The sequence below is a fragment of the Shewanella sp. Koi 1 genome (assembly GCF_052907445.1).
The window spans coordinates 1,709,406-1,729,539 of sequence record NZ_JBREJM010000001.1 but is presented as its reverse complement, the minus strand read 5'-3'; the positions used below and the strand labels follow the sequence as shown (position 1 = coordinate 1,729,539).

At 47.8% G+C, this 20,134-nt stretch carries 19 protein-coding genes; 16 read left to right on the top strand and 3 right to left on the bottom strand.

The window, feature by feature from the left end; translation table 11 throughout:
• Positions 1–166 precede the first annotated feature (166 nt).
• Positions 167–790, top strand: coding sequence for a hypothetical protein (locus ACUZ8J_RS07575; RefSeq protein WP_446693497.1), 624 nt, complete (start codon positions 167–169; stop codon positions 788–790).
• Positions 790–1,512: a uracil-DNA glycosylase family protein gene (locus ACUZ8J_RS07570; RefSeq protein ID WP_446693496.1), complete on the top strand. Its 723-nt coding sequence runs from the start codon at positions 790–792 to the stop codon at positions 1,510–1,512. Before ACUZ8J_RS07575 ends, ACUZ8J_RS07570 begins: the two co-directional genes overlap by 1 nt.
• 139 nt (positions 1,513–1,651) lie before the next feature.
• Here ACUZ8J_RS07570 and ACUZ8J_RS07565 read toward each other — a convergent pair whose 3' ends face one another.
• Positions 1,652–3,154, bottom strand: coding sequence for a M4 family metallopeptidase (locus ACUZ8J_RS07565; RefSeq protein ID WP_446693495.1), 1,503 nt, complete (start codon positions 3,152–3,154; stop codon positions 1,652–1,654).
• A gap of 231 nt (positions 3,155–3,385) precedes the next feature.
• Between ACUZ8J_RS07565 and ACUZ8J_RS07560 the strand changes: the two genes are divergently transcribed.
• The 5 genes from ACUZ8J_RS07560 (at position 3,386) to panP (ending at position 10,587) form a co-directional block, all read left to right on the top strand.
• Entirely contained in the window at positions 3,386–4,618 is a 1,233-nt protein-coding gene (locus ACUZ8J_RS07560) for a sugar diacid recognition domain-containing protein (protein WP_446693494.1), read from the top strand.
• A gap of 237 nt (positions 4,619–4,855) precedes the next feature.
• Positions 4,856–5,854 carry a catalase family peroxidase gene (locus ACUZ8J_RS07555; protein ID WP_446693493.1) on the top strand — a complete coding sequence of 333 codons (999 nt, stop codon included), beginning with the start codon at positions 4,856–4,858 and terminating at the stop codon, positions 5,852–5,854.
• A gap of 266 nt (positions 5,855–6,120) precedes the next feature.
• Positions 6,121–7,479, top strand: a complete 1,359-nt coding sequence (locus ACUZ8J_RS07550) for a GntP family permease (RefSeq protein ID WP_011623270.1) — start codon at positions 6,121–6,123, stop codon at positions 7,477–7,479.
• Between the two features lie 58 nt (positions 7,480–7,537).
• Positions 7,538–8,683, top strand: coding sequence for a glycerate kinase (locus ACUZ8J_RS07545; protein ID WP_446693492.1), 1,146 nt, complete (start codon positions 7,538–7,540; stop codon positions 8,681–8,683).
• A 254-nt stretch (positions 8,684–8,937) separates the two neighbouring features.
• Positions 8,938–10,587, top strand: a complete 1,650-nt coding sequence (gene panP, locus ACUZ8J_RS07540) for a pyridoxal-dependent aspartate 1-decarboxylase PanP (RefSeq protein ID WP_446693491.1) — start codon at positions 8,938–8,940, stop codon at positions 10,585–10,587.
• 738 nt (positions 10,588–11,325) lie between these two features.
• On the opposite strand, the gene ACUZ8J_RS07535 is transcribed toward panP, so the two are convergent.
• Positions 11,326–12,174, bottom strand: coding sequence for a hypothetical protein (locus tag ACUZ8J_RS07535; protein ID WP_446693490.1), 849 nt, complete (start codon positions 12,172–12,174; stop codon positions 11,326–11,328).
• A gap of 626 nt (positions 12,175–12,800) precedes the next feature.
• Between ACUZ8J_RS07535 and ACUZ8J_RS07530 the strand changes: the two genes are divergently transcribed.
• The 9 genes from ACUZ8J_RS07530 (at position 12,801) to ACUZ8J_RS07490 (ending at position 19,000) form a co-directional block, all read left to right on the top strand.
• Positions 12,801–13,265 (top strand): hypothetical protein, encoded by a 465-nt coding sequence (locus tag ACUZ8J_RS07530; RefSeq protein ID WP_011623275.1) that lies wholly within the window; start codon positions 12,801–12,803, stop codon positions 13,263–13,265.
• A 35-nt stretch (positions 13,266–13,300) separates the two neighbouring features.
• Complete coding sequence (locus ACUZ8J_RS07525) at positions 13,301–13,756, top strand: nuclear transport factor 2 family protein (protein WP_446693489.1); 456 nt, start codon at positions 13,301–13,303, stop codon at positions 13,754–13,756.
• Between the two features lie 114 nt (positions 13,757–13,870).
• Positions 13,871–14,245 (top strand): hypothetical protein, encoded by a 375-nt coding sequence (locus ACUZ8J_RS07520; protein ID WP_126511601.1) that lies wholly within the window; start codon positions 13,871–13,873, stop codon positions 14,243–14,245.
• A 142-nt stretch (positions 14,246–14,387) separates the two neighbouring features.
• Positions 14,388–15,155 carry an SDR family oxidoreductase gene (locus tag ACUZ8J_RS07515; protein WP_047537685.1) on the top strand — a complete coding sequence of 256 codons (768 nt, stop codon included), beginning with the start codon at positions 14,388–14,390 and terminating at the stop codon, positions 15,153–15,155.
• 13 nt (positions 15,156–15,168) lie between these two features.
• Positions 15,169–16,062 carry a bifunctional transcriptional activator/DNA repair enzyme AdaA gene (locus ACUZ8J_RS07510; RefSeq protein WP_446693488.1) on the top strand — a complete coding sequence of 298 codons (894 nt, stop codon included), beginning with the start codon at positions 15,169–15,171 and terminating at the stop codon, positions 16,060–16,062.
• A gap of 148 nt (positions 16,063–16,210) precedes the next feature.
• Positions 16,211–16,861, top strand: a complete 651-nt coding sequence (locus ACUZ8J_RS07505; protein ID WP_446694916.1) for a Vat family streptogramin A O-acetyltransferase — start codon at positions 16,211–16,213, stop codon at positions 16,859–16,861.
• Between the two features lie 169 nt (positions 16,862–17,030).
• Entirely contained in the window at positions 17,031–17,867 is an 837-nt protein-coding gene (locus tag ACUZ8J_RS07500) for an AraC family ligand binding domain-containing protein (protein ID WP_446693487.1), read from the top strand.
• A 138-nt stretch (positions 17,868–18,005) separates the two neighbouring features.
• Positions 18,006–18,701 (top strand): AzlC family ABC transporter permease, encoded by a 696-nt coding sequence (locus ACUZ8J_RS07495; protein ID WP_446694915.1) that lies wholly within the window; start codon positions 18,006–18,008, stop codon positions 18,699–18,701.
• Positions 18,698–19,000 (top strand): AzlD domain-containing protein, encoded by a 303-nt coding sequence (locus tag ACUZ8J_RS07490; RefSeq protein WP_088210713.1) that lies wholly within the window; start codon positions 18,698–18,700, stop codon positions 18,998–19,000. Before ACUZ8J_RS07495 ends, ACUZ8J_RS07490 begins: the two co-directional genes overlap by 4 nt.
• A 73-nt stretch (positions 19,001–19,073) precedes the next feature.
• Here the strand turns inward: ACUZ8J_RS07490 and ACUZ8J_RS07485 are convergent, their stop codons facing one another.
• The gene (locus ACUZ8J_RS07485; protein ID WP_446693486.1) at positions 19,074–20,003 is read right to left on the bottom strand and encodes a hypothetical protein; all 930 of its coding nucleotides are present in this window, start codon (positions 20,001–20,003) and stop codon (positions 19,074–19,076) included.
• Positions 20,004–20,134 lie beyond the last annotated feature (131 nt).

Below are 20,134 nucleotides of genomic sequence, written 5' to 3'. Positions count from 1 at the left end.
GAACACTCACCGCGCTTTAGATACAGGTCCAGTCTATTCCTGCGGCCAAAATCTTGAATAAGATCAGACTCTGAGGCAAAACTTACGCCGAAGATGAGGTATTCCTTGAGTTTACTGGCACTTTAGCGGATGTTAATTCAGTGAGTTAACTATCATTGGATCTTAGATGTCGTCCTTCACTTGTTGCTTGTGGCGTTTGTGGCGTTTATCGCCTCTGCCCGCCTCGATAGGCTTAAGTTTGCTCGCCACCCCAGCCATGGCATTCGATTCCAGCGGTGGCACGGCGAGTTTATTTATCATCGTTGGACTGGGTGGATTTACTCTTATCAACGCATTGATGCAGGGGCTATTCTTTTTTGCGGGTCAGTATCGTAATCCCCTCTTTGCCAAACGCCACGTGCTGACCGCACAGATAGTGCCTCTGCTCGCCTTTGCCTTAACCCTTTATGATCACCGTGCTTGGAGTGACTTTGCACTCAATCTCGGCATGATCATTGTCGGCGTTGGGCTGATTTTATTACCGCTGCAGTTACGCCAACTTAACCAGCCCAGCAACCAACACGCGAACTGGCTGCTGAGTCTTGGTGCCCTATTCGTCTTAGGCATCAGTTATCTGCTGCCACCCTGCGCCCTGTTTGCGATTATCTTGGGCCATATTGCATTAGCCTCCCATGCCAAAGCTCCCACTAAAGCCTTGGGCGCCAAATTATTGAGTTACCTTGTATTAGTCGCCTCCTATGCGCTCTTTGGGTATTGGCTCTACCAGCTATTGAGCAAACTTGGGGCTTGATGATGACAGACATGTCGCACCCAGCTATCGAGCCAAACGGCTCAGCCGAGCTCAATGTACTGCTTAAACAAATCCGCGCTTGCCAACTGTGTCAGGCCGAATTACCCCTACCAGCAAAACCCATCTTACAAGCCAGTAGCCAAGCACGGATCTTAATCGCCGGCCAAGCCCCCGGCGTAAAAACCCACCATAAGGACATCCCCTTCGACGATGCCAGTGGTGAGCGGCTGCGAGCTTGGCTTAATGTCACTCGGGAACAATTTTATGATCCCGCACTGTTTGCCATAGTGCCGATGGGATTTTGTTTTCCGGGAACCATTGAACGCAATGGAAAAAAGCAGGGTGATAAACCGCCACGCCCCGAGTGCGCCGCAACTTGGCATGCGAAGTTATTGGCCTTGATGCCACAAATAGAATTAGTGCTGGTCCTTGGCCAATATGCCATTGATTACCATCTACCGCGCACACGGGCCATAGATACGACAGACGTAGCGTTAAGCTCTCAAGCGATAGCGATATCTACCCCACAAACGAACAAGAAGATCACAGTAACCCAAGCCATTGAACAATGGTCGTTATATTGGCCTAGGCTAATGGTCATGCCCCACCCTAGCCCGCGCAACAATCTTTGGCTAAAACAGCATCCCGAGTTTGAGCGCGAACAGCTCCCCACACTTCAAGCGCGTATCGCAGGCCTGCTGGCAAGTTCTAAGCCTATGTAAACCCTAATCAAATCCCAATGAAAAGCCCCATTAAGGGGCTTATAGACTGGAACTTGGAAACTAGAACTCAAAAACTGGAGCTTAGAAAGGTTTTGGCGAGCGACTTAATCGCTCTCCAAACATTGCACGGCTCTCAATATCACTGGCAACTCACGCCAACCACAGCAAATGCCGCAGCCACATCCGCCACAGGATAGGCAGAACCATTGGCACTCGCCGCCTGCAGCACACCACAGGCCGCTTGGTTAAAGGTCGAGGTTGGTGTCCAATACAGCTGGTTCGCTAACACAAACACATCGAACGCCTTGCGGGTATTCCAACCACTCTTGGTCGCCAGTGTGTAAAAAGCTTTGTTAAATACCCCTGAGGAATAATGCACATCCATGGAGCTAGTGTAGTTGGCGGCATTGTCGATTGAGCGGCCATCCTTAGGTGGATTATCCATATAACGCAGTGCGCCACTGCCTTTAACTATGTCGTAGCCCACTTTCCAGTCGTTACTGCCACGCATGTAGAACTCGGCCGCCTCACCGGCAATATCCGAAAACGCTTCATTGATGCCGCCGGACTGGCCGCTGTAATTTAAGCCCGAGTTCTGCTCGGTAAAGCCGTGGCTCACTTCATGGGCGGAAACGTCCAAACTCACGAGGGGATAGAAGTAACTCGCACCATCACCGAAGGACATAGCCGAGCCGTCCCAGAAGGCATTTTCATAGTTACGGCCATAATGCACCCGCATTTCTAACTGAAACGTTAACGGTGCAGTGTTGTACCAATCCTTATACATATTAAAAATAACGCCACCGAAATAGTGGGCATCATTTAAAGGCGAATAAGCGCCATTGACAGCCTGATAAGTGTTCTCCGGACAAGTAAAAGTAAACACAGAACCTCGACGGGTCGAGTTCGCCATGTTCACGGTTTTCACATTGGTGTTGGTCATAGTGCATGTACCATTAGACTCACTCACCTTAAGAAAACCGTAATCACTGCCGTAGTAGTAACCACCGATTTTTGCATTGCCACCAGGACCCGTTGCATCCAAGGGAGTACTGCTGCCGCCTGAGCCGCCTCCACCACCACCGGGTTTACCCACGTTATTCTTGGCGGTCATGATCTCATTCCAATGCTCAAGCACCTCGCCGGTTTGCGCATCGACAAAGCCCGTTGGCCGAGATAACGCATCGGTTTGATCGCTTAAGTAAGACACCCGATACACTAACCTCGGGGTATCCTCGGTCATCAAGATCACCAGTTGCACATCCTTTTTACCGGTTGCCACCGAACCTGGATATAACCGATTCAACGCCGCAATCGCCTGCCCTTGAGAAATCCCTGCCGCTACCGAAAAATCATCCGCAATTTGTGCCACATCCCCCATGGCGCTTTGTTCTGTATCATCCGTGCTCACAACCAGATGATGGCCATACACCAGCACACCATCGAAATACTGCAACGCTTTCGTTTTGCTTTGACCTTTATTGAGCGTTACCGTTTTGACCTCTTTAAAGCTGTGTTTTTGGCTCAACCCTGCCGCTGCCGAGAGGGATTGCCCGTGATTAACGTTGAACTCAGCGGCCTGCGCCTGAAGGCTTGCCGCAACGCACATACTGAGTACAGAAGGTAAGAGATAGACTTTCATCGTGATATCCTTCGCCCTGTCCACAAAGGGACAAATGACACTTAAGGGAACAAAATACCGCCATAACCTTTCCCCAACTCAAATGTTAAAAATAGGTTAACAAGAGTAAGGTTCAATTCTCAGTATAGAAGATAAAAAAACACCTGCCCTTTTCTGTCGTTTGCCTTTACCCTTATGGCGTCGCCGTTTAAGCGAACCTCTGTATCAATCCTTTGAAAATTAAGGTGAGTTATGTACGTTTTGGATCAACACATCGCTAAACAAATTGTGAGTCGCACCATGAAAATCATTGGGCACAATATCAATGTGATGAATGGTCAGGGCGTGATCTTAGGTTCCGGCGATCCCAAACGTATTGGCTCGACCCACGAGGGTGCGCTGCTCGCTATCGCCCAAAACCGCAATGTGGAACTGAGTGAAGAAGTGGCCTCTGGTTTACATGGTGTCAAACCCGGCATCAACTTACCCTTGCATTATCAAGGGCAAATTATTGGTGTGATTGGTATTACTGGCGATCCAGCCGAGTTAACCCACTACGGTGAGCTGCTAAAAATGACCGCCGAAATGATTGTCGAACAAGCCAACCAGCAGGATCAGCTGCAGTGGGAAAATCGTCAGCGTGAAGAATTTATTTTGCAGTTGATTAAGGCGCAAACCGATGACGATGAGCAATTGCATCGCTGGGCCAAGCAACTCGACATCGATATCAATTTGCCGCGAGTGGCCGCCATAATTGAAGTCAGTGAAAAACAATCCGCGCCACCCCAGCAAAAATCCGCTGGGTTTACTTCAGTAGTCCAGAGCGAGCAAAGCGCAGACGAGCGTAATCCCAGAGTCAGCGAAATCCTCAAGCAAGTGCTGCATTTACTGCAAAATCCCGATCGCGGCAACTTGATAGCCATGACCTCGATGTCGCAACTGGTGATCTTAAAACCGGCGTTTCTGGATGGTAAACAATGGGATCCCGAGCTTGAGAACCAGCGTATCGATAAACTGCTGCAGCGTTTACCGGCGCAAATGGATTTACATTTTAAAATCGCTCTTGGACATTTTTTCCCTGAAAAAGGCGGCATTGCCCGCTCCTACCAAACCGCGCAGGAAACCTTGAACTTAGGCAAGCAGCTTAACCCCGAGGGCACTAAATACCTGTTTGAAGACTACTCCTTGCAAGTGCTGTTATCTGGGCTCAAGCATGATTGGCGTGGTCAAGCGCTGGCCAGCCCCTACCAACAATTAGCCAAGGCCGATAAAAATGGTCAGCTACGCAAAACCCTAGCCGCCTATATCACTCACTTTGGTGATGCGCAGCAATGCGCTAATGCGCTGTTTATTCACCGAAATACCCTAAGGTATCGGTTAGATAAAATTCAGCAACTCACCAAGAGTGACATCCATTCCCTCCACGGATTGTTAAGCCTTTATCTTGGGCAGTTGATAGATACCTCAAATTACCGACTCGAGTAGTGCCCCATATCACCACTAGCGTAAAACTCAACATCAGCAAGCGTTAACTCAATGAATGAATTGAAATTAGCCAAGATATTTCACTCATACAAGCTCAGGCATAATCCAGCAGTCTTGGCTTAGTTTTGCCGTCCTCTGGCCAGATATTCACAAAATGAGTGAAAGATAATTTCGCCTCGTCCTTTCCTATCAATGCACAAGACACCCATACGGTTAAATTGTTAAGGAAGGAAATCCATGCAGCCATATCATGCCAAACTCAGCTCATTCGCCACAGCGTGCCTAATGGTCAGCTCAGTGTTTGTCGCCCCACTTGCCAGCGCGGCGGAGCGTACCATTCCAGAATTAGTAGATGCAGTGAACGGCACGCCAGATGCAGCGAGTCGCGAGGCGGGTAAAAAAGTTAAACTGCGTAATCATACAAAAGGGTTTTGTACCTCGGGCTACTTTGCCCCCAATCCCCAATTGCACGATTCACTCAACATTCCCTTTTTTAATCAAAATCCCATCAAAGTGACCGCTCGTTTTTCCCTCGGCGGCACTAATCCTAAGCTGTCCGATAAAACCCCGGGGCGCTTCATGTCATTAAAAATCGATGGCGAGCGGGAAAACCTCAACTTTGTTACCACCAATGTGCCGATGTTTTTTGCCAGTAACCTAGAGGACTTTTATCTGTTCCAAACCAAGAGCAAGCAAGGCGCCGAAGGTAAGCAATGGCTTATCGATAATAAGTCCGATGCCAAAGCCTTTTTCGACTATCTAAAACAATTGCCGCCGAGCCCGAGTTTTGCCAATAGCCAGTACTTTGGGGTGAACAGTTTTCTGTTTACCGACAAGCAAAATAACAGCATTGCAGGTAAATGGATTTTTGAACCCGTCGCGGGCACGCAAGCCCTCACTCCACAAGCATTGGCACAGCTCGATGATGACTTTCTCAAACCTGAGTTACTCAATAGAATTCAGTCTCAACCTGCCAAGTGGGATCTGTATATTCAGTTAGCGGAACAAGGCGATGAGATTAATAACCCGACAGTGCTTTGGCCCGAAAACCGTCCACGCATTCTCGTCGGCCAAGTAGTGATTGATGGTAAGCGCGACAGCGATCCTCAAGTGCAACAATGTGATAGAAGCATCTTTAATCCTCTGCTCCTACCCAAAGGCATAGCAGCATCGGATGACCCCATCCTCAATGCCCGCACCGCGGCATATGTCGAGTCCTTTATCCGTCGTCAATAAGCGTGGCTCGCTGCTCGCGTTTGCTCAACAATATTCTTAGCATTACATTCGATTTCACGGCCCTTATTTTGTGCGCACGCACAAAATAAGGGCCATTTCCGCCCGTAATTCCGTCGATTTACCCAAAGCTATTCAACTGACAGTGTTCAATAATAGGCTGACCTTAAAGCAGCCTTTATTTGGACTTGGGATCAAATAAAGACTGCGCCCTACAAAAACAGCCAAAACCACTTAAGAACTTCAGCCAAGACTGAACGGGAAAACATATGAACTTAGTGCTCATCCTCATCGGCGTGATTGCATTTATTGTTATCGCGACCTCAAAATTTAAGCTCCATCCGTTTTTAACCTTAATTCTGGCCGCCTTTATCGCCGCCTTCGCCTACGGTTTACCGAGTGGCGATATTGCCAAAACCATCACCACAGGCTTTGGTAATATCCTCGGCTATATCGGTCTGGTGATCGTGTTAGGTACCATTATCGGTATCATCCTCGAAAAAAGCGGCGCCGCCATTACCATGGCGGACGTGGTGATCAAAGTCTTGGGCAAACGCTTCCCAACACTCACTATGTCCATCATCGGTTATTTAGTGTCGATTCCGGTGTTTTGTGACTCTGGCTTCGTGATTTTAAACTCGCTTAAACAATCCATGGCCAACCGCATGAAGGTTTCGAGCGTGTCCATGAGCGTGGCGTTAGCCACAGGCCTGTATGCCACTCATACCTTCGTGCCGCCCACACCTGGTCCTATCGCCGCGGCGGGTAACTTAGGGTTAGAGTCCAACTTAGGCCTAGTGATTGGTGTCGGCTTATTTGTTGCTGCCGTTGCCGCGCTTGCGGGGATGTTATGGGCGAACCGTTTTGCCAGTGTTGAACCCGATGGCGAAGGTGCGGAAGAACTCAAAGCACAAGCTGCTGATTTTGAAGCCTTAAAACAAAGCTATGGCACACTCCCTAGCCCATTAAAGGCATTTGCACCGATTTTTGTGCCTATCCTATTAATTTGCTTAGGCTCTATCGCCAACTTCCCGTCTGCACCACTGGGCAAAGAAGGCCTATTCAGCCTGTTAGTCTTCCTTGGCCAACCCGTTAACGCCCTGCTTATCGGTCTGTTCCTGTCACTGCTGTTACTGAAAAGCGATAACAAGATTGCCGAGTTTAGCGAGCGCATCAGCCAAGGCTTAGTTGCCGCAGCACCGATTATTTTAATTACCGGTGCCGGTGGTGCCTTCGGTGCCGTCTTAAAAGCCACACCTATCGGCGACTATCTGGGTAGCTCACTGTCGGCGCTAGGGGTGGGTATCTTCATGCCCTTTATCGTCGCCGCCGCACTGAAATCGGCGCAAGGTTCATCCACCGTCGCCCTAGTGGCAACCTCGGCCTTAGTCGCACCTATGCTGGGCGATATTGGTCTTGGCAGTGATATGGGCCGCGTGTTAACCGTAATGGCGATTGGTGCCGGCGCCATGACAGTCTCCCACGCCAATGACAGCTTCTTCTGGGTGGTGACTCAATTTAGCCGCATGAGCGTTAAACAAGCCTATAAAGCACAAACCATGGCGACCCTTATCCAAGGCGTCACCGCAATGCTGACCGTGTATGTACTAAGCTTAGTGCTGCTCTAAGCCGCACTTTTCTCATCCTTGGGCGCATCCGTGCGCCCAAAAAGCTGTAGGATTTTGAATGAAGATAGTTATCGCCCCCGATTCCTTTAAAGAGAGCTTAAGCGCACTCGATGTGGCTAATGCGATCGAACAAGGCTTAACACAAGTGATCCCAGACTGTGAGATTGTCAAAATCCCCGTCGCCGATGGTGGCGAAGGCACAGTGCAATCTATGGTCGATGCCACTGGCGGCAGCATTGTCAATTTAGAGGTCATGGGGCCACGCGGCCATAAAGTCAAAGCCCATTACGGCATTTTAGGCCAGCAAGCGAAAGGCACGATTGCGGTGATTGAAATGGCCTCCGCCTCGGGTTTACACCATGTACCAAGGGATCAGCGTAACCCGCTCATCACCACCAGTTATGGCACGGGCGAGCTAATTTGTGATGCGCTCAATCGCGGGATAAAACACATTATTTTAGGCTTGGGTGGCAGTGCAACCAACGATGGCGGCGCTGGTATGGCCCAAGCGCTGGATATTTTACTGCTGGATAAACAAGGTAAAACCTTAAGTGCTGGCGGCGGCGCACTTGCTCAGCTTGCCAGTATCGATATGAGCAACGCCCATCCACTACTGAAAGAATGCACCTTTGAAGTGGCCTGCGATGTCGATAATCCGCTGTGCGGCGAGCGTGGTGCTTCGGCCATATTTGGCCCGCAAAAAGGCGCAACACCCGAGATGGTGAGCACCTTAGATGCAGCACTAAGTCACTATGCCGATGTGATCGCCCAAAGTGGCGTCACCGATCACCGCAATCAAGCTGGCGCGGGCGCGGCAGGCGGAATGGGACTTGGCGTAATGGCTTTTTTAGGCGCCGAGCTTAAACCCGGTGTTGAGATTGTGATGCAAACGGTAGGACTGGCAGACAAAATTCGCGGCGCGGATCTTGTTATCACCGGCGAAGGCCGAATCGATGGCCAGACAATCTTTGGCAAAACCCCGATGGGCGTATTAAAGCAAGCGCAGCTGCAAAATATTCCGACTATCGGGATTGCGGGCTGCCTTGGCGACAATGCTAATGCCGTGCTCGAGCAAGGTATGGCGGCGATTTTCCCCATCATTCCACACTTAAGTCCACTGGACGATGTGCTGGCGAACGCCAAAACGAATCTGACCAATACCGCCCGTAATATTGGCGCCGTCTTGATGTTGGGCAAGCGCTAACTTTACCTTAGCGTACCGATAGCGTTTAGATAGCCTAACAACACACACCCAAGGCGCTATTCATAGCGCCTTTGTTTATTCTATAACCCAAGCACAGACTTAGGCGGTGTTTTAGTGCTTGATGCCTAAAAGGCCTTGCAGTAAAGTGAGCTCCCTTTTTGGTAATCCGTAAACGGGTTTAAGCGCCATGTATTTGGTTATACTCTTAATCACCTTTGCGGTTTCACTATAAGAATTAATAGACGGCAAGCCCCATGACCCAAAAACTCCCTCGCCAAGCCATCGCATCCGAAGACAGTTTGATGCGAATTTTCACTGTGCCCGAAGATGCGGAATCCACTTTAAGCATCATCGAGCAGAAGCTTTCCGAGGACTTAGCGGGCTTTTTGGGTGACAGCATTGCCGCGCTAGAAAAGCCGCTCTCCGAAATCGAGACCGATTTTCAAGCTTTTGAAATTCCAAGCCAGCCGCGTTTTGTCTCCGACTACACCGACGAAATAATGCAAAATCTCGTGGCGCATTCGGTACATACGGCGGCGCCCAGTTTTATCGGCCATATGACCTCGGCACTGCCCTATTTCGTGTTACCACTGTCGAAAATGATGGTGGGGCTGAATCAAAACTTGGTCAAAATCGAAACCTCCAAAGCCTTTACACCGCTTGAGCGCCAAGTGCTCGGCATGATGCACCATTTGATTTACGCTCAAAACGATGATTTTTATCGTAATTGGATGCACAGCGCCAACCATTCCCTCGGCGCATTTTGTTCAGGCGGCACAGTGGCTAACATCACTGCCCTGTGGATTGCCCGCAACCAATTACTCAAGGCCGATGGCGACTTTAAAGGCGTGACCCGCGAAGGCTTAATCAAGGCGCTGCGCCACTATGGCTTCGATGATTTAGCGATTCTGGTCTCCGAGCGCGGCCACTACTCCTTAGGTAAGGCCGTCGATCTGCTCGGTATCGGTCGCGACAATATCATCAGCATCCCAACCGATGGCAATAACAAAGTCGACGTTGCCAAAATGCGCGAAGTCGCCGCCGAACTGGCGAATAAGCGCATCAAAGTCATGGCGATTGTTGGAGTGGCAGGCACGACCGAGACGGGCAATATCGACCCACTGCGCGAACTTGCCGCCTTAGCAACTGAGCTAAACTGCCACTTCCATGTGGATGCAGCTTGGGGCGGCGCAAGCTTATTATCCAATAAATACCGTCACTTACTTGATGGTATTGAACTCGCTGATTCAGTCACCATCGATGCCCATAAGCAAATGTATGTCCCCATGGGCGCGGGCATGGTGCTATTTAAAAACCCAGAGTTTGCCCATGCCATTGCCCACCACGCCGAATATATTCTGCGCCGAGGTTCTAAGGATTTAGGCAGCCAAACGCTCGAAGGCTCACGCCCCGGCATGGCGATGTTAGTGCACGCCTGTTTGCAGATTATCGGCCGCGATGGTTACGAGATTCTGATCAACAACAGCCTTGAAAAAGCCCGTTATTTTGCCGAGCAAATCGACGCACACCCTGACTTTGAGCTAGTCACCGCGCCAGAGCTGTGCCTGCTTACCTATCGTTATGTTCCTGCGAGTGTGCAGGCAGCGATGCAAGTTGCGATTGAACAAGGCGATAAGACCAAACTCGCTCGCTTTAATGAGCTGCTCGATGGTCTAACCCAATTTATTCAAAAACACCAACGCGAACAGGGTAAATCCTTTGTCTCCCGCACCCGCATTCAACCCGCCCGCTACTTTAGACAACCCACAGTGGTGTTTCGCGTGGTATTAGCTAATCCTTTGACTAGCCATGAGATTCTTAATCAAGTGCTTATCGAGCAAGGTGAAATTGCCGCATTGGATAAAGAGTTCTTACCTGCGCTATTAGCTATGGTCAACGAATAGCGAGTGAGTTGGCGTAAGCTTTAAATCTCATTTAAATACAGAGTGTTAATCACAAACCGCCGGAAATATTTTGCGGCGGTTTTTGTTTGTATAACTAGAATGGCGGAATGTTAGGTTAAGAATAGAAAGATGATCCAAGCACTTCTGAGCTAGTCACGGACACGCCGAATTCCATTGCTTCCGTGACACGCCGTGAAGCCATCCATGGCGGCTCTGCGATGATATCCATATCATCGAAGGTCACGTCCACAATCGAATTCGGCTTAGCAAACCTCGGTGCTATCACGGCAACGTTTGAAAAGATGGGAGTTTAACTATTGCGCTTGTTCTCCCTTAACCAATCAAATAGTGAACAGACATGACGCGATTAGCGGCATAGACACGCCGACAGCAATCACCACAAAAGGCAGGTATTTTTTAAGCATGGTTTTTCCCCTTGAGATACGCTGCCTCACGGCAGACTATAAGCGCCTCACGGCGGGTTAACGCGCCTACGCTTCACAGCGTTGGCTAAGTGCGCTTATAGGTATACGGGGAATTTTGGCGAGAGAAAAGCGTACCCGTTAACGGGTACGCTTATTTTTAAATTTTTACATCAAGCTAACTTTAGTCTTACAGCTAGATCTAATCCGTCAGCGCTTAGACCAACATTGCTCCCGCTATAAAAACTAATTAATTCTTTGGAGGCTAATTTATTCATCGCATCATCAATAGATACCCTGTTCAAACCTATTGCGCCTAGTCTTTCATAAATTCCAAATTTACTGATGACATCGGTAGTTCACTTTTAGCAATATTTACAATACTTTTAAAGACTTCAGTTTCAGTAACTGAATTGAATTTGTCCCATAGCTTATGACTTTCATTTTCAGAGTTATCACTACTAGAGCTATCAGAATATAACCCTTCCCATCTATGGAGCTTATCAGTAAGAGCAAGTAACTCATCTTTCATATTGTTATTTTCCAATATAAGATTAGCCACCTCATCATGAAAACGTGTGATTTCATCTACATGCTTACTAACACTCTCTGTCAAGCTCCCTACTTGACCAGTTAGCTCATTAATCTTAATATCTTTATCAATTAAACGAGAGTTAATACTCTCAATTTCTTTATATTTCTCTGCAATCTCATCATCCTTGATTTTTATAGTCTCGATAAAGCCCCGCTCTTGACCAAGGGCGTACCTTTTAATTTTCAACGACTCATCAACAGTTAATACTTCTAATTCCTCAATTGTATTTCTGGCCTGCTTCAATAAGGACAGTTGTTTAATGTGATATTTGTAAATGTATTTTGATGGGATTGGATAGATAAAAATATAAACCAAAGCGGAAAGTAACGGGTATACAAATCCATTTGACATTAAATAACCTAACGGCTCATAAAAAGGTGTTGAGAAAAGGCTTGTACTGATAAATATATCAATTGTGCTGTATTTTTGATATGGCTCCATTGAAGAAAACAGAACAATTAGTATCTTATAATTCCATAAGCACCAAGAAACTAAAAAGCTACTCGATAATGGACTTGATACTCTGTCATATAAAGTAGCTTTAATTGAATTAGTAAATTGCTCAAACATACACGTCTCAAAATTTCTCCAGATTTAACACAATGATAACGTCAACATTATGTCTTTTACTAGCGATTTTATGACGAAAATGCTTTAACGAGACACCCATTGTTGAATTTCTAAAAGTGGTTGTAAGCATTACTCGGTTTGCTTTGCATGACTTGCAAACAACACAAAAGCTGAAGGAGTTCACCTCCCCTCGGAGTTGCCGCAGGGCATTTGCGGTCGTTGCGTGAGCGAGGCATGGATGCCGAGATAGCGTCAGTCGAATCAGGGACGAGCGTCTGACGCGATAGCATAAGAACGCTTTATGCCCAAGGGGCTTTCAACTCCGTTGGGGCGTCTTGGAGCATCCAAGGAGGATAGGACGAGCAGTCCTCCTTGGTCGGGTGTGGGGTGAAGCCCCACGACTTTGACTTTGACTTTGACTTTGCTTTTAAAAAATTTAACGAAGACAGATTCAACAACAGTTAAACAAGACTCTCATTGTTAAAATGCCCTAATTGCAAATAACAGACTATCAGCCATACCAACGGCTTAGCGGGATTCGGGGGTGGGGTAAAGCCCCATGACCTCACTGTTGGTTTTTACACCATGACAGAGTAATCTAGCCAAAATCGACAATGGGGTGTTCTATGGACAGAAAATCATTATTGCTAGTGACACTTATCCTGCCTTTTTCGGCCAATGCCGCCGTATACCAATGTGCCGACGGGAAATATCAGGCCGATCCCTGTGATGAAAATAGCCAACCCGTAGATCTCAGCGGCGTCGGTAGCGTCGTTAAAGGCCCTGATATTGCCCATGCAAACGCTGTTACTCACTCGGATAAAAAACAAGAAATAACCGATTTTATTGATAAACAACGTATTAGCCGTGAAATCACTAAACTAGAGAACGACCGAAAACTCATTATCGACCAAAGGGATAAACGTATTGTCGAGCTGAGAAACGATAGAAGTTACGCCAATAACAATCTTGCGGGTGCGACTTGGGAGCAAAGCTTGGCGCAAGAAATGTCTGCTGTGGCGCAGCAAGCAGATACACAGGTTGCGTCTATCGATAGGCAGATTGAACAATTACGACTCAAGTTAAAGTAGAGCAAATACAAAATAACCAATGCAAAGGAGTTGCGATGAAATACTATTTATCGATGTTGCTCACCCTCTGTTGTCTGCTGAGTTCCTCCGCAAATGCGAGCCAAACTTGTGATGCCGAGTGCCAATTACCGCAAATTCATGCCTACTTTAAAGCCTTAGATAAGGTCAGCCAATCGGGTTCTAGCGAACAAGATGTCGATGATTTTCTGGGATTACTGCATCCCAATGTGAATTATATCCACCTCGAATATGGCGCTAATTTTGATAGGGCCAGTTGGCGCAGTGCCTTTATCCGCAATATTGCTCGCGGCGCCTATCAACAGCCAAAGGAGCAGCGGGTATTAAATTACATTGTGGGTAAAAACCATGTCGCCGTCGAATATGCCCACGGCAGCATTCAACCCGATGGACACTGGCAGCAAGAGCAGCCCCTGCTCGTCTTATTTGGCTTTACCGATGGCAAAATCTCCCTTGTAAAAGAGCTGTGGTAAGGCTTGTGCGATAAAGAGGGGAAACCGATACGGGCTTAAGGCTATTGAGTTGAAAAGTACCGATTAAACCATTGAATAAAGTTGTTAATACACCTCTCAAGACAAGGAATGGCGATGTATTTTATTGCGGCTTTTGGCCTATTGATGCTGTTATTCAGCCTTGTGATGATCGTCAGGCCTGCGGCGTTCGCTGATGGCATTATTGCATTTAGCGAGCGGCCCTACTTCCATATTGTTGAAGTCGTCAGCCGTATTATTGCGGGTGTGATTTTTATCCAATATTGCGCCGATACCCGATTTCCACAGATCTTTTTGGCGATAGGCATTGTCTTACTCTGTGTGGGAATCGGCTTGGCATGCACGCCGCCGAGTAAACATCGTAAATTTGCCCTATGGTCAGCCCAAGCGTTTAAAAATCAATTTCGCTTAATCGGTGTTGTTTCCGTCCCGCTGTCTTTGCTGCTGATTTATGCTGCTGGCATCGCCTAAAACTCTGTGATAATCCGCTCCAACTTCCACGACTTTAGCGCCGAGAGTAAAAGCGCAAGATTCGGGTCGAGTTGCATCCCCTAACCCTTCACTATGTCTCTATCGGCGCATATTGGCCGAGGCAATTAATGGAGACATATCTATGGCAGTGTTACAGGGAAAGGTCGCAATCATTACTGGGGCAAGTTCGGGGATTGGCTATGCCACCGCAAAACTTTTTGCCCGTGAAGGCGCAAAACTGGTACTGGGGGCGCGCCGCGGAGCCATATTGGCCTCATTGGTGGATGAGATAATCACCCAAGGCGGTGAAGCGGTTTATCTGGCGGGCGATGTGACCGACGAGGTGTATGCCAGTGATTTAGTGGCACTTGCCGTTGAGCAGTATGGTGGATTGGATATCGCCTTTAATAATGCCGGTATAAATGGTGAGTTAGGCGTAGATTCGGATGCGCTTAGCCGTGCCGAATGGGAAAACACCCTAACAACCAACCTTACCAGTGCATTTTTAGCGGCAAAATATCAATTACCACAAATGCTTAAACGTGGCGCAGGGTCGATTATTTTTACATCTTCCTTTGTTGGCTATACCATAGGCTTTCCGCAAACGGCGGCCTATGCGGCGAGCAAAGCGGGGATGATTGGCTTAACCCAATCCTTGGCCGTTGAGTATGGCGCGCGCGGGATTAGAGTCAATGCGCTATTACCAGGCGGCACAGATACCCCCATGGGGCGGGAGTTTGCTAATACTCCAGAGGCCATGGCCTTTGTGAAGAATCTTCATGCCCTCAAGCGCCTCGCAGATCCCGCGGAAATCGCCCAATCGGCGCTATATCTCGCCTCCGATGCGGCCAGTTTTACCACAGGGATAGCCTTATTGGTCGATGGTGGTGTGTCCATCTGTAAAACCTAGGGAATGGATAACGATGACCCAAGATTACGAGCGAATTGCGCGTGCTATTGACTTTATTCGTCAGCATGTGTGTCATCAACCCTCACTGGCGGAGATTGCGGCGCACGTCCATTTAAGTGAATTCCATTTCCAGCGGCTCTTTAGTCGCTGGGCGGGGGTCACTCCCAAACGTTACTTGCAGGCCTTAACCCTAGAGCGGGCAAAACAGTTATTGCAGCAGCCGTCCCACTCGACCTTGAGTGCCAGTTATGAGCTAGGCCTGAGCAGTGGCTCGCGCTTATACGATCATTTTGTGCAACTCGAGGCGGTCACCCCCTTCGAATATCGCCAGCAGGGTTTAGGGATCAGCATTGCCTATGGCTATCATCCTACGCCATTCGGGTTGGCCTTTATCGCCCAAACGGCCCGGGGCATTTGCCAGTTTGATTTTGTCGATATGCAGCAAATTCAATTGCCATTAGAACGTTTAAAGCAGAGCTGGAGTCAGGCCACCATTTATGAGGACACAGCGCAAACAGCAAGCTTAATTGATCACCTTTTTAGCCAGTACTTTGCGGGCTCGAGTGCCGCAGCGCTGAATTTAACAGCGCCCAATACTCAGGCAATTCACCAAGGCGAGCCTGCCCCGCTCTCACTCTGGGTAAAAGGCACTAATTTTCAGCTTAATGTGTGGCGCGCCCTACTGAATTTACCTAAGGGAGAGGTCGCCTCCTACGGAGATATTGCCAAGGCCATTGGTAAGCCTAAGGCCTCACGCGCGGTCGGTACAGCGATTGGCGCCAATCCGGTGGCATTACTTATCCCCTGCCATCGAGTGCTACGTCAAAGTGGTGAACTTGGCGGCTATCGCTGGGGTGAAACCCGTAAACATGCCATATTGGCAAGGGAAGCGGCCTATTGTGAGTAAAAAGATCCACCAGCAGGTATAACTGAGCATTCCAGTGCTTAACGGCGCTCGACTCTTAACTTAGCTCTAATTCTAACTGCGCGACGACCCAATTCTTAACCATTAAATCATCAGGGAGGCAAACATGCCAACGCATTCCCCATCCCAAATGGGACCTAACCCGAATGACAAATCCCCCTTAAAAGGCTTTCCTCAAGTAGGGTTTCTGAAGAACTTTATTAGCCGTGACAACATTATCGTCGGCGATTACACCTATTATGACGACCCTGCGGGGCCTGAGAGATTTGAGTCAAATGTGCTTTATCACTTTGACTTTATTGGCGATAAGCTGATTATTGGTAAATTTTGTGCCATTGCACGGGACGTTAAATTCATTATGAATGGCGCCAATCACCAGGTATCAGGCTTTTCCACTTATCCCTTTTATATCTTCGGCAATGGTTGGGAGAAGGCGGCACCTAAGCCCGAAGATTTACCCTTTAAGGGCGACACCCGCATAGGCCATGATGTGTGGATAGGTTATAACGCCACCATTATGCCCGGCGTCAACGTCGGCCACGGTGCCATTATTGCCAGCCAAGCCGTGGTCACTAAGGATGTACCACCCTACGCCATCGTCGGCGGTAACCCCGCGACTGTGATTAAATTGCGATTCGAGCCCGAAGTAATAGACAAATTACTCACCATTGCGTGGTGGGACTGGCCGATTGAGAAAATCAGCGAGCATTTACCTGCCATTGTGGGCGCCGATCTTAGCCAATTAGCCCGCTTGGCCGATGGGATACATACGCGGTCCTAAGCGTTGGTGTCAGAAAACAACGCACAGAACTTCCCCAAAAACACGGCAAAGCGCAATTTTGTACAAAAGTGTCGAAGCGTTCTGGGTTACTATCTGGCAAAACAAGCATTAAACGCCTTGGTCTTGATAAACCAACTCGCCCATTCATCCAGTCGATAAAGGAGGCCGAATGAACACTGAACATGCGGCCTACCACATCGCCAATGAACTTGGGGGCCTTGAATTACTTAACGCCCACTACCATAAGCAAAATTTTAGTCGCCATACCCACGAAGGTTACACGGTTGGCGTGATTGAAACGGGCGCTCAGCGTTTTTATCGCACGGGTGGCAACCATGTGGCGCCAAAGCACAGCATTATTCTTGTCAATGCCGACGAAGTACATAATGGCTGTAGCGCCACCGAGGACGGCTGGTCCTATCGTGCCATGTATCCCATCCCCACCCAATTTGCCAATATTACCCAAGAGCTCACTTCAGCTCGCGGCGCGCCCTATTTTCCACAACCCGTAGTGCAGGATCCCGAGCTTGCCGAATTGCTGCGCCTCACTTTTAGCACCTTAGATACCTCGGACAATCGGCTATTGCGTGAAAGTCTAGTCTATTCGAGCCTGACGCAACTTATGGCGCGCCATGGCCGAAATTATCCCAGTGAACACTTGGGGGCAAACTCTAAACCCGCATTAGCCTTAGTGAAATCCTTTATTGACGATCATCCCGCGGCCAATATCTCCCTTGAAGAGTTGGCCACACTCGCGGGATTAAGCCCCTATTATTTGCTCAGACAATTCCAACGTTGTTATGGTCTTCCGCCCCACGCCTATCAGACTCAAGCTAGAGTCAGACTGGCAAAACAAAAAATAGGCCAAGGTATTAAGCTACTGGATGTTGCCGTGGAGTGCGGCTTTCATGATCAAAGCCATTTAAACCGCCATTTTAAAAAGACTGTCGGGATCACCCCTGGGCAATTTGCCAAGGGGATTGGCCGCAATATTATCCAAGCTTAAACCCTGATTTTACGTTAGCCTTAACCCCTTATATTCTTTTTATCCCAGCCGTTGTGAGGAGCCAGAGTGTCTGAGCCGTATATTGTCCATACCCATTCATCCAGTAAGACCAAGGCGTTTTTCAAGGGCACACTCGCTATGTTGCCACTCACGATTGCCGTCGTACCTTGGGGGATCCTCGCAGGTTCATTCGCGATTGAGGTTGGACTGACACCAATAGAAAGTCAGGCCATGTCGGCGATTATTTTTGCGGGCGCCGCACAATTGGTCGCACTCGGTATGGTTAAGGCGGGGATTGGTCTGTGGAGCATTTTAATCACGACCTTGCTGATCACTTCGCGTCACTTGCTGTATGCCATGGCGATGCGCAGCCAAATCAGCCCCTTCCCACTGAAATGGCGCCTCACTTTGGGCTTTTTATTGACCGATGAACTCTTTGCCATTGCCAACCAAGGCAAGCTGCATAAATTCGATCCTTGGTACGCACTGGGCGGCGGCCTGAGTTTTTACCTCGGTTGGAACCTCGCCACCCTGCTCGGCATTATCGCCGGCAATGCCATCGATAACCTAGGGGAATTAGGGCTCGACTTTGCCATTGCCGCGACCTTTATTGCCCTCGTGGTCCCCACAGTAAAAAAGCCGTCCATCTTAGTCTGTGTGCTGGTTTCGCTCACCTTAGCTGTGGTGTGCGCCGTGCTGGATATTCAGGCGGGACTGTTAATTGCCGCCCTATCGGGAATGAGCGCTGGCGTGCTCTATGCCAAAGTCACGGGCGAAGATAAGCCAGCCCCAAAAAACGACACGACTGCCACCCAAGCTGAGGAAACACTATGATCTGGTTAATGATTTTTTCAATGGCGGCGGTGGTGTTTATCAGTCGGCATTTACTGCTTGAGCCCAAACTGCCTCTCAGGCTGAGTAAAAATACCCAGACCTTTTTGAGTTATTCGGCGCCCGCCGTACTCACGGCCATCTTTGCACCTATCGTATTCGTGCAGGAGGGAAAACTCGATTTAAGCTTAGATAACAGCTACTTGATATGCGCTGTGGTCGCAACGGTATTAGCATTTGTCACGCGTAATACCCTATTGACCACAGTGCTGAGTATGGGATTATTTTTCACTATTCATTAAGGCGTCAATCTTACCGTGTATACAACCGTAAAAATACCGTTAAGACAAAGCTAAAATACAAGAGAATAGTGACTTAATGATATTTTTTACATAAAGTCGAGAAGTCACTACTTGGATTGATTAAGAAGTCCTTGCCAACAATAGATGTCATTTCCGCCTCAGAAACCAGTGGATTATTAATCTTAAAAACGATCCTGTGATTAATATTGCTTTTTAATAAAAAATCACAGTGTCTTTGGTAAAAAAATGTATCAAACTGTCCATTTTCAATAATTCGCTGTAGGCCTACTTGTATTCTTTTTGCTAAACGAGGTTGACTTGGTGATACGTAATAATAGGTGGCTAATGGAATATAAAGTAAAATATTATCGTCTACGATTAAATCGGGATATTTTTTATTAAATTGCTCCACTTCCTGAAAGATTTCATTAACTCCACGACCAAATGTAACAAAACGCCCAACAGATAACATATTGAATAAATTATCATATTGAGTGCTCTCTATCACATTGAATCCTGCTTTTTGCATGGCAACTTTAGTCGACCATTGACTACCCGAGCCCGTATCTAATGTCATTAACTCTGCTAAAGTCTTTACATTCGCCATCAGTGGTAAATTATCTTTCTTGATAATAAATAGTCTAAATCCTTGGATCCCTTTGCGGATTGGTATTTTTACGGGAATAAGCTGCTGATCCCAAGTAGCATTAGAGGCTTCTGCCATTACATTAATATTTTTACCTTCTAATAACTCCCTAAAGATTCGATTTCGACTCATCACAACACCAGACATCTCTAGCGTTGCCTCACCAAAATCATCCTTAGTTGCATCAATAACCAATGCCAATAGATCATAGGTATATTGATATCTATGATCATTATCGGACTCGGGAGGATTAATGATAAAAGCGTCAGTTGCGAATGACTGTGAAGGAAAAAAGCATGTACCAATATAAACCAGCATAATTAAAAAACTAAAATGCCTAAATATCATCATGTACATGCCCACTACATATATGAAAGCTGTCCCTATCGTTTGATTCTAGCAGAACGTATCAACAGCGAGTAATAGACTGCACTATTTTTGTGCATTTTGTGAATCCAGAAAGCAAATCAAGTTGTCTATCTTGGCAC

Bases quoted from the DNA above. Each gene is read 5' to 3' on its own strand.
- ACUZ8J_RS07575 (WP_446693497.1), top strand. From the start codon at position 167: ATGTCGTCCTTCACTTGTTGCTTGTGGCGTTTGTGGCGTTTATCGCCT.
- ACUZ8J_RS07570 (WP_446693496.1), top strand. From the start codon at position 790: ATGATGACAGACATGTCGCACCCAGCTATCGAGCCAAACGGCTCAGCC.
- ACUZ8J_RS07565 (WP_446693495.1), bottom strand. From the start codon at position 3,154: ATGAAAGTCTATCTCTTACCTTCTGTACTCAGTATGTGCGTTGCGGCA.
- ACUZ8J_RS07560 (WP_446693494.1), top strand. From the start codon at position 3,386: ATGTACGTTTTGGATCAACACATCGCTAAACAAATTGTGAGTCGCACC.
- ACUZ8J_RS07555 (WP_446693493.1), top strand. From the start codon at position 4,856: ATGCAGCCATATCATGCCAAACTCAGCTCATTCGCCACAGCGTGCCTA.
- ACUZ8J_RS07550 (WP_011623270.1), top strand. From the start codon at position 6,121: ATGAACTTAGTGCTCATCCTCATCGGCGTGATTGCATTTATTGTTATC.
- ACUZ8J_RS07545 (WP_446693492.1), top strand. From the start codon at position 7,538: ATGAAGATAGTTATCGCCCCCGATTCCTTTAAAGAGAGCTTAAGCGCA.
- panP (WP_446693491.1), top strand. From the start codon at position 8,938: ATGACCCAAAAACTCCCTCGCCAAGCCATCGCATCCGAAGACAGTTTG.
- ACUZ8J_RS07535 (WP_446693490.1), bottom strand. From the start codon at position 12,174: ATGTTTGAGCAATTTACTAATTCAATTAAAGCTACTTTATATGACAGA.
- ACUZ8J_RS07530 (WP_011623275.1), top strand. From the start codon at position 12,801: ATGGACAGAAAATCATTATTGCTAGTGACACTTATCCTGCCTTTTTCG.
- ACUZ8J_RS07525 (WP_446693489.1), top strand. From the start codon at position 13,301: ATGAAATACTATTTATCGATGTTGCTCACCCTCTGTTGTCTGCTGAGT.
- ACUZ8J_RS07520 (WP_126511601.1), top strand. From the start codon at position 13,871: ATGTATTTTATTGCGGCTTTTGGCCTATTGATGCTGTTATTCAGCCTT.
- ACUZ8J_RS07515 (WP_047537685.1), top strand. From the start codon at position 14,388: ATGGCAGTGTTACAGGGAAAGGTCGCAATCATTACTGGGGCAAGTTCG.
- ACUZ8J_RS07510 (WP_446693488.1), top strand. From the start codon at position 15,169: ATGACCCAAGATTACGAGCGAATTGCGCGTGCTATTGACTTTATTCGT.
- ACUZ8J_RS07505 (WP_446694916.1), top strand. From the start codon at position 16,211: ATGGGACCTAACCCGAATGACAAATCCCCCTTAAAAGGCTTTCCTCAA.
- ACUZ8J_RS07500 (WP_446693487.1), top strand. From the start codon at position 17,031: ATGAACACTGAACATGCGGCCTACCACATCGCCAATGAACTTGGGGGC.
- ACUZ8J_RS07495 (WP_446694915.1), top strand. From the start codon at position 18,006: ATGTTGCCACTCACGATTGCCGTCGTACCTTGGGGGATCCTCGCAGGT.
- ACUZ8J_RS07490 (WP_088210713.1), top strand. From the start codon at position 18,698: ATGATCTGGTTAATGATTTTTTCAATGGCGGCGGTGGTGTTTATCAGT.
- ACUZ8J_RS07485 (WP_446693486.1), bottom strand. From the start codon at position 20,003: ATGTACATGATGATATTTAGGCATTTTAGTTTTTTAATTATGCTGGTT.